Origin of the sequence: Roseomonas sp. E05, assembly GCF_030063475.1 — a bacterium.
GTDB lineage: Bacteria > Pseudomonadota > Alphaproteobacteria > Acetobacterales > Acetobacteraceae > Pseudoroseomonas.
Map to the genome: position 1 here is coordinate 1 of NZ_JASIRT010000063.1, position 8,932 is coordinate 8,932.

At 70.3% G+C, this 8,932-nt stretch carries 6 protein-coding genes and 2 pseudogenes; 5 read left to right on the top strand and 3 right to left on the bottom strand.

What is annotated here, in order from left to right; all coding sequences use genetic code 11:
- Nucleotides 1–140: 140 nt before the first annotated feature.
- Entirely contained in the window at nucleotides 141–407 is a 267-nt protein-coding gene (locus QMO56_RS26190) for an NAD(P)-binding protein (RefSeq protein WP_283530525.1), read from the bottom strand.
- A 148-nt stretch (nucleotides 408–555) separates the two neighbouring features.
- Here QMO56_RS26190 and QMO56_RS26195 point away from each other — a divergent pair.
- A pseudogene (locus QMO56_RS26195) lies at nucleotides 556–1,523 on the top strand (IS481 family transposase).
- Nucleotides 1,524–1,592: 69 nt separating this feature from the next.
- Nucleotides 1,593–2,489, top strand: a complete 897-nt coding sequence (locus QMO56_RS26200; RefSeq protein ID WP_283530527.1) for a LysR family transcriptional regulator — start codon at nucleotides 1,593–1,595, stop codon at nucleotides 2,487–2,489.
- 214 nt (nucleotides 2,490–2,703) lie between these two features.
- Here the strand turns inward: QMO56_RS26200 and QMO56_RS26205 are convergent, their stop codons facing one another.
- Nucleotides 2,704–3,429 (bottom strand): FadR/GntR family transcriptional regulator, encoded by a 726-nt coding sequence (locus tag QMO56_RS26205; RefSeq protein ID WP_283530529.1) that lies wholly within the window; start codon nucleotides 3,427–3,429, stop codon nucleotides 2,704–2,706.
- 106 nt (nucleotides 3,430–3,535) lie between these two features.
- Here QMO56_RS26205 and QMO56_RS26210 point away from each other — a divergent pair, with 106 nt between their 5' ends.
- The 3 genes from QMO56_RS26210 (at nucleotide 3,536) to QMO56_RS26220 (ending at nucleotide 8,817) form a co-directional block, all read left to right on the top strand.
- Entirely contained in the window at nucleotides 3,536–4,930 is a 1,395-nt protein-coding gene (locus QMO56_RS26210) for an aminotransferase (RefSeq protein WP_283530531.1), read from the top strand.
- Between the two features lie 94 nt (nucleotides 4,931–5,024).
- Nucleotides 5,025–6,623 carry an ABC transporter substrate-binding protein gene (locus QMO56_RS26215; RefSeq protein WP_283530533.1) on the top strand — a complete coding sequence of 533 codons (1,599 nt, stop codon included), beginning with the start codon at nucleotides 5,025–5,027 and terminating at the stop codon, nucleotides 6,621–6,623.
- Between the two features lie 10 nt (nucleotides 6,624–6,633).
- A complete protein-coding gene (locus QMO56_RS26220) occupies nucleotides 6,634–8,817 on the top strand; it encodes a N,N-dimethylformamidase beta subunit family domain-containing protein (protein WP_283530535.1) in 2,184 nt (727 codons plus the stop codon).
- 13 nt (nucleotides 8,818–8,830) lie between these two features.
- Here the strand turns inward: QMO56_RS26220 and QMO56_RS26225 are convergent.
- Nucleotides 8,831–8,932: pseudogene (locus QMO56_RS26225) on the bottom strand (IS5/IS1182 family transposase); the annotation flags it as partial.

Sequence of the window (8,932 nt, forward strand, 5' to 3'; positions counted from 1 at the left end):
CAGGCGCCTCCACTCGGCGCTTGGCTACCGGTCACCCGAAGAGTTCGAACACCAACTGGTCCGGCAGGTGGCTTAGTTCTGACCCATCGTGGTCCAGCCTCAGGGGTTCACTCCAACCCCGGGTCAGGCCTCAGTGGCAATCAACACCACTCCTGCTGCAGCTCCTCGGAGAAGGAATAGGAGTAGTAGTAACTCTCCGAGTCACAGCGCGCGCCGGGGTAGCGGTTCCAGTACCAGGTGCCGCCGACGCCGTCGCCGGCTTCCAGCACCCGCGCCTTCAGCCCCAGCCTGTCGCGCAGCGTGTGCAGTTGGTAAAGCCCGGCGAAGCCGGCGCCGATGATCAGGGCATCGAGTTCCGCCGCCGGAGACGCCGCTCCATTGGCCTGGTTGCGCGCCGTGGACGACATGCCGCACCGCTCCCTTCCTGTGTTCCCGCCTTGGACATTCTTGGCCTGGGCCGCCGCCACACAGGCAACGGCCGGCATGCCGGGAGGCTAGGTGTGTAGTCCCGGGGAGTAGTGGTGCATCTTTGACCCGCGAGGGGGAGGATGTCCTATGGCAGGCGGTCTTCACGGTTCAGCCCGAACGACGCCGCGTGTTCGAGCCGAGCTCAAAGCGTCGCAAGAGGGCACCCGGACCCTTGCCGCCCGCTACGGGCTGAACCCCAAGACGGTCGCCAAATGGCGCGGCCGGACTGGCACCGCCGATGCTCCGATGGGTCCCGCCCGGCCCCGCAGCACCGTCCTGACCGAGGCTGAGGAAGCCATCGTCGTCGAGTTCCGCCGTCGCACCCTCCTGCCGCTGGACGATGTCCTGGGCTGCCTGCGGGAGACCATTCCGGCCCTCTCCCGCAGTGCTCTCCACCGCTGCCTCGCCCGCCACGGCATCTCTCGCCTGCCGAAGAGCGAGGAGAAGACCTCGCAGCGGAAGCGCTTCGCCGAGACCACGATCGGCTATGTGCATGTCGATGTCTGCGAGCTGCGCCTGGCCGACGGCAAGCTCTTCATGTTCCTGGCCATCGACCGGGTGTCGAAGTTCACCCATGTCGCCTTCCTGGAGGCCAACACCAAGATGAGCGGCGCCGCCTTTCTGCGCGAGGTCGTTGCGGCTTTCCCCTACGCCATCCATACCGTCCTGACCGACAATGGCATGGCCTTCGCCGACCTGCCAAAATACCGTGACGGGCCGACGCGACGTTATCTCGGCGCCCACATCTTTGACCGCGTCTGCTGCGAGAACGGCATCGAGCATCGGCTGACCAAGCCCTACCACCCCTGGACGAATGGCCAGGCCGAGCGGATGAACCGAACCGTCAAGACGCCACCATCAAGGCCTTCCACTACCCAGGCCTCGATGCGCTGAAGGCCCATGTTCTGGCCTTCATCACGGCCTACAACTTCGCCAAACACCTCAAGGCGCTCCGATGGCGGACACCGTTCCAGGCAATCTGCGACGCCTGGGCCAAGGACCCCGCCATCTTCAAGATTAACCCGCACCACCTCATCCCGGGACTGCACAGCTAGGGGCTTGCGCCCCACCCTTCAATTTCCAAAGCTGCCAAACTGATGTGAACAACCGTCACAGGTGGCGCCATGGACCGGCTGGGAGAGATGCTCGTCTTCGTCCGCGCCGTGGAGGATGGCGGCTTCTCCGCCGCCGGCCGCAGCCTCTCGCTCACCCCGTCCGCCATCAGCAAGATGATCGCGCGGCTGGAGAACCGCCTGGGCGTGGTGCTGTTCAACCGCTCGTTGCGCAGCCTGACGCTGACGCCGGAGGGCGAGGCCTTCTACCCCGCCGCGCGGCAGGCGATCGAGGCGGTGGAGGAGGCGGAGGCGGTCGCCTTCACCGGCGTCACGCCGCGCGACGTGCTGCGCATCCGCTCCATGCCGACCTTCGCCATCCACCAGCTGGCGCCGCTGGTGCCCGCCTTCCGGCGGCAGCACCCCGGGCTACGGCTGGAGTTCGTGCTGGGCAACGAGGCGGGCAACCTGCTGGAGGGCGGCGTGGATGTGGCGCTCTACATCGGCGAGCTGCCGGATTCCTCGCTGGTGGCGCGGCGCATCGTCAACATGCGCTGGGTGATCTGCGCCGCGCCCGCCTACCTCGCCGAGCACGGCATGCCGGCGACGCCGGAGGAGTTGGCGCGGCACGAATGCCTCAACTTCAACAAGCGGATGCCCTGGAGCACCTGGACCTTCCGCGACAGCGAGCACTCGCTGCGCCGCATCCGCGCCGGCGGCAGCGTGACGGCGAACCAGGGGCAGATGCTGCTGGCGCTCGCCCTGGCGGGCGTCGGCATCGCGCGGCTGGCGGAGTTCCAGGTGGCGGAGGATCTGGCCAGCGGCCGCCTCGTCCGCCTCTTCCCCGCCGAGGCGGCGCGGATGGAGGAGAGCATCTATGCCGTGCACCACAGCAAGCGGCATGTCAGCCAGCGCATCCGAGTCTTCCTCGACTTCCTGGAGATGGCCTTCCCGCGCGGCGGCGCCTGACGGAAAGGCCCTGCTTCGGGCACGGAGGAAGGCCATCGGGCTGGCGGCCATCCATGCCGCCCGACGGGCCGACATCCGTGACCGGCAGGTCGATGCGCCATTCCGGGCGGAGGAGGTCGCGGCCTGCAGGGCGGCATAGCCCGGGCCCGCGGGGACCTCGCCGACCCGCATGCGGATCGCCGCCGCGCCAATCCCCACCGGCAGCGCCTCGCCCTCAGGCGCAGCCTTCCGCGCCGGGCGGGCTGCGGGGCCGGGTCGTCGTCATCAGCGCCTTGCGGATGTTGGAGAGGTGGCGCGTCATGGCCATCGCGGCGGCGCGCGGCCGGCGCTCCTCCACCGCGCGGAAGACGGCCTCGTGGTCGCGCAGCCAGATCGGGCGATACTGCGCCATCGGCATGTAGCGGTGGATCTCCTGCCAGATGCCGCTCTCGATCTGGCCGCGCCAGAGCTGGTCGGCGATCGGCACCAGCACGCCGTTGCCGCTCGCCTCGGCGAGCAGGAGGTGGAAGCGGTGGTCGGCCACGTCCGCCTCCTCGCCGCGCGCGTGCTGGCCGCGCATCTCGGCCAGGGTGGTGGCGAGGTCGGCGAGCTGCCGGGGCGTGGCGTGCTGCGCGGCGAGGGCGGCGATCTGCGGCTCGATCATCTGCCGCGCCTGCAGGTTCTCGAACGGGCCGAAGCCGGAGAGCGCCCGGACCTCCGGCGCCTCCCGCAGGCTGGCGACATAGGCCCCGCTGTTCTTCCGCACCTCCAGCATGCCGGCCATCTGCAGGGAGAGGATCGCCTCGCGGATGGTGGGGCGCGAGACACCGAAGCGCTTCGCCAGTTCGCGCTCGGCCGGCAGGCGCTGGCCGACGGCGTGCTCCCGCTGGACCAGGGCCACGATCTGCCGGGCCACGATCTCGAAGCCGCGGGGTGGCGCAGGTGGAGTGGCAGGCAGCATGGCCGGCTTGAAACACCCGGTTCGGGGTTTGACAAGCAGGATCGGCCGAAGGAAGCTGGCCAGGCCAGATTGGTCAGGCCAATTCCGCTTCCGCAGGAGCCCGCCGATGCCCAACCCTGCCCCGAATTCCGCCGAAGCGCGGGATGTGCTCTACCATCTGCACTCGCAGACCAACGCCCAGGCGCACGCCCGCAGCGGCCCGCTCGTCATGGAGCGCGGCGAAGGCATCCATGTCTTCGACAGCAATGGCAAGCGCTACCTGGAGGCGATGGCCGGGCTCTGGTGCACCTCGCTCGGCTTCTCCGAGGCGCGGCTGAAACGCGCGGCGGCCGAGGCCTATGACCGCTTCGGCTTCTACCACACCTTCAACCACAAGACCCCGGCCGAGACCATCGAGCTGGCCGAGAAGCTGGTTTCCCTCTCCCCGATCCCCGAGGCCCAGGCCTATTTCGCCACCTCGGGCTCCGAGGCGACGGAGACCATGGTCAAGCTCGCCTGGGTCTATCACGCCGTCCGCGGCAAGCCCGGCAAGCGGAAGGTCATCGCCCGCGACCGCGGTTTCCACGGCTCCACCATCGTCGCAGCCTCCATGTGCGGCATGCCGCGCATGCACCGCGAGTTCGGCCTGCCGCTGCCGGGCTTCCTGCACACCCTCTGCCCCGACCCCTACCACGGGCCGCAGCCGGACGAGGACATGGCGGGCTTCGTCGCCCGCCTGGCCGCCGCGCTGGAGGAGATGATCCAGCGCGAGGGGCCGGAGACCATCGCCGCCTTCATCGCCGAGCCGATCAATGCCGGCGGCGGCGTGATCGTGCCCCCAGCCGGCTACTTCCCGGCGATCGAGGCGGTGCTGCGGCGGCACGACATCCTGGTGCTGGCCGACGAGGTGGTCTGCGGCTTCGGCCGCACCGGCCACTGGTGGGGCAGCGAGACCGTCGGCATGACGCCCGACATGATGGCGATGGCCAAGGGCATCTCCTCCTCCTACTTCCCGATCTCCGCCGTGCTGCTCGGCAAGCCCATCCAGGATGCGCTGGCCGAGATGAACAAAGGCGGCGAGATCTTCGGCCACGGCTTCACCAATTCCGGCCACCCCGTCGGCGTCGCCGTCGCGCTCGAGACCATCCGCATCTACGAGGAGATGGACGTGGTGCCGCATGTGCGCGCCATGGGCGCGCGGCTGCGCGGCGGGCTGGAGGCAATCGCGGCGGAGAGCGGCATCGTCGGCCAGGTGCGCGGCGCCGGGCTGATCCTGGGCGTGGAGATGGTGGCCGATCCCGCCCGCCGCGCCGCCTTCGACCCCGCCCTGAAGGTGGGCGCGCGCTTCGACGCGGAGGCGCTGCGGAACGGGCTGGTGATCCGCCCGATGGGCGACACCATCGCCCTCTGCCCGCCGCTGATCATCGACGAGGCGGGCGTGGACGAGATCCTCGACCTGTTCAGCCGCACGCTGCGGGCGGTCGAGGCCGGGCTCGGCGCCCCGCGCGCCGCGGCCGAATAGCCGGACCACCCGGGCGCGCGGCCGCCGCCCGAACCCAGGAACAACCAGGACCCGCCAGCACCGGTACGCCACCCTTCCTCCCAGGAGATCCACCATGCTTCGCCGTGACCTGCTTCGCACCGGACTGGCCATGGGGGCCGGCACCGCCCTCGGCGCGCCGCATGCCGCGCGGGCGCAGGGGGCCGCGCGCACCCTGCGCTTCGTGCCCCAGGCCGATGCCGCCATCCTCGACCCGACGATCACCACCGGGCTGGTCAACCGCAACCACGGCTTCATGATCTTCGACACGCTCTACGGCATCGACGAGCAGGGCAGCACGCAGCCGCAGATGGTCGAGGGGCACAGCATCGAGCAGGATGGCCGGCTGGTCACCATGCGGCTGCGCGAGGGGCTGCGCTTCCACGACGGCGAGCCGGTGCGGGGCCGCGACGTCGTGGCCAGCCTGCGGCGCTGGGCGCACCGCGACGCCTTCGGCAGCTCGCTGATGGCGGTGGTGGACGAGCTGTCGGCGCCGGATGACCGCACCGTGCGCTGGCGGCTGAAATCGGCCTTCCCGATGCTGCCCGAGGCGCTCGGCAAGGTCGGCTCGATCGTCGCCTTCATCATGCCCGAGCGGCTGGCCTCGGCCGACGACCCGGTGCCGCCGGTGAAGGCGCTGGTCGGCAGCGGCCCCTTCCGCTTCCGGGCCGACCAGCACGTCTCCGGCTCGCGCCTGGTCTATGAGAAGTTCGACGGCTACGTGCCGCGCCCCGCCGGCGCCACCAGCCTGCTGGCCGGGCCGAAGGTGGCATGGTTCGACCGCGTGGAATGGCAGGTGATGCCGGATGCCAGCACCGCCGCGGGCGCCCTCCAGCAGGGCGAGATCGACTGGTGGGAACAGCCCATCTACGACCTGCTGCCGATGCTGAAGCGCAACCGCGACCTCAATGTGGAGGTGCTGGACCCCTATGGCGCCATCGCGGTGCTGCGCTTCAACCACATCCAGCCGCCCTTCGACAATCCGGCCATCCGCCGCGCCATCCTCGGCGCGGTGAAGCAGAGCGACTACATGATCGCCGTCGCCGGCGAAGACAAAAGCCTGTGGAAGGACGGCATCGGCTTCTTCGCGCCCGGCGGCGCGATGGCCAATGCGGAGGGCATGGCGGCGCTGAATGGCAGCCGCAGCATCGCGGAGTCGAAGAAGGCGCTGCAGGAAGCCGGCTACAAGGGCGAGCGCGTGGTGCTGATGGCGCCCTCCGACTTCCCCTCGATCAAGGCGATGAGCGAGGTGACGGCGGATCTCTTCCGCCGGCTCGACATCAACATCGACTACCAGCTCATGGACTGGGGCAGCATGCTGACCCGCATGGCGAACCGCAACGCGCCGGACAAGGGCGGCTACAGCCTCTTCTGCACCTATTCGGCCGGTGTCACCCACCTCAACCCGTCGGCGCACAACTTCCTGCGCGGCAGCGGTGACAAGGCCACCTTCGGCTGGGCCAGCAGCCCCGAGCTGGAGGCCCTGCGCGACGCCTGGTTCACCGCGCCTGACGCGGCGGCGCAGCGTGCGATCGGCATCAAGGCGCAACGCCAGGCCTTCATCGACGTGCCCTACGTGCCGCTCGGCCTGTTCTACCAGCCGACCGCCTACCGGAAGGAGCTGCGGGGCATGCTGAAGGGCCTGCCGCTGTTCTGGAACGTCCACCGCGCCTGAGGCTTCCGCCATGCTGCCGATCACCGGTTACGTCGAGGGCTGGAGCACCCGCCCCGGCGAGACGCTCCGCTTCATGATCTCCGTCAAGGGCGGCGGCCCCTACCGCGCCCGGATCGCCCGCGTGATCTGCGGCGATCCCAACCCGCGGGGTCCGGGCTACCGCGAGGTGCCGGTCCCGTGGGCGCTGGAGGGCACGCATGAAGGGCGGCAGCAGGACATCCACCTCGGCTCCTGGGGCGAGGTTCCCGCTGTCACGCTGCCGGGCGGAGAAGTGGGCCTTGCCGCCACGATCTGGCCGACGCGGCTGGCGGCGGGGGAGCAGGCGGTGCTGTGCTGGCAGGGCGCGACCGGCACGCTCACCCTCGGGTCGGGCCCGCAGGGGGCCTGGTGCCGCCTGACGACCCCCGCGGGTACGCAGTCGCTGGCCACCGGGGTCCGGCTGACCGAGCGGGCCTGGCATGACATCGCCTGCCGGATCGACGCGTCCGGCCGGCTGCACCTGGAGCAGCACCCCCACCGGCCACGCCTCGACCGGCCGGAGGCGGCGGCGCTCTCGGCCGGGGCGCCGGGGGCCCTCTCCGGCACCGGCCGCGTCGCCATCGCCGCGGACTACGCGGAGGGCGGGATGACGCGGCATTTCAACGGCAAGGTCGAGCGCCCGCGCATCCTCGCGGGGGAGGACATTGTCGCGGCGTGGGATCTCTCCCGCGCCATGGGCACCGACCGGATCGAGGACACCGGGCCCGCCGCCGCGCATGGCGTGCTGCACAACCTGCCCACGCGCGCCATGACCGGCTCCAACTGGCGGGGCGACGTGCATCGCTGGACGGAGGACCCGGGCCAGTATGGCGCCATCCACTTCCACGACGACGACCTGGGCGATGCCGGCTGGCAGCCTTCCCTCGCCTTCACCGTGCCGGAGGCGTGGACGAGCGGCGTCTATGCGCTGCACCTGGAGATGGAGCGCGGGGGCGCGCTGCACCGCGACAACATCGTCTTCCATGTGCGGGCCAGGGTTCCCGGCAGCCAGGCCAGGGTGGCCTTCCTGGCCCCCACCTTCAGCTACACGGTCTATGGCCAGTTCCAGAAGGCGGGGCGGCAGGCCCTGATCACGCCGCGCGCGCGGCAATGGGGCGCGCTGCCGCAGGCGCCGGACGGACATCCGGAATACGGCGTCTCGCCCTACAACTTCCACTCCGACGGCAGCGGCGTGGTGATGTCCACGCTGCGCCGGCCGCTGATCGACAAGCGCGTCAACCAGATCCATCTCGTCGATCCCAGCGAGGGCGGCTCCGGCCTCTATTGGATCGCGGCGGACAGCTATGTCACCGACCTGCTGACGCGCAACGACATCGACTTCGAGGTCATCACCGACCACGACGTGCATGCCGAGGGCGTGGCGCTGCTGGCCAACTACAACGTGGTGCTGACGGGGCAGCACCCGGAATACCACACGGTGGAGACGATGGACGCGCTGGCCGCCTATCTCGCGCGCGGCGGCCGCTTCATGTATCTCGGCGGCAACGGCTTCTACTGGAAGGTGGTGCCGCACGGTACCGGCCCCTGGAGTTTCGAGCTGCGCCGGGCCGAGGGCGGCATCCGCCTGTGGGAGACGCTGCCGGGCGAGAGCTACCACGCGCAGGATGGCAGCTATGGCGGCCTCTGGCGCCGCCTGGGCCGCCCGCCGCAACAACTCGTCGGCGTCGGCTTCAGCACGCAGGGCGAATATGCCGGCTATCCCTACGAGTTCCTCGACGGCATCCTGGACCCTCGCGTGGCCTTCATGCGGGAAGGGCTGGGCGAGCAGGCCCGGCCTGGTGGCCAGCTCGGCGAGCGCGGCCTGATGGGTGGTGGCGCGGCGGGCCATGAGCTGGACCGCGCCGACACGCGGCTCGGCACGCCGCGCCACGCCATCATCGTCGGCCGCGCCGTGCTGACCGATCCGAGCTACCAGCCGGTCAACGAGGAACGGCGCGACCACACCTGGCCGGCCCGGCGGGAGGACATCATCCGCTCCGACCTGACCTTCTTCGAGACGCCAGGGGGCGGCGCCGTGTTCTCCGTGGGGTCGATGAACTTCATCGGCGCCCTGCCGGTCGATGGCTACGACAATGTCGCGGCGCGCCTCATCGTCAACACGGTGCGCCGCTTCGCCGACCCGGCCCCCTTCCCGCCACCGCCGCCGGCGGACTAGGTTGCCGACTCAATCAGGGGAGCCAGAAACAAGCGGTTGCGACGAGCGCGATGGCGGAGAGGAAGTTCCTGGCCAAGCGGTCGTAGCGCGTAGCGATGCGCCGCCAGTCCTTCAT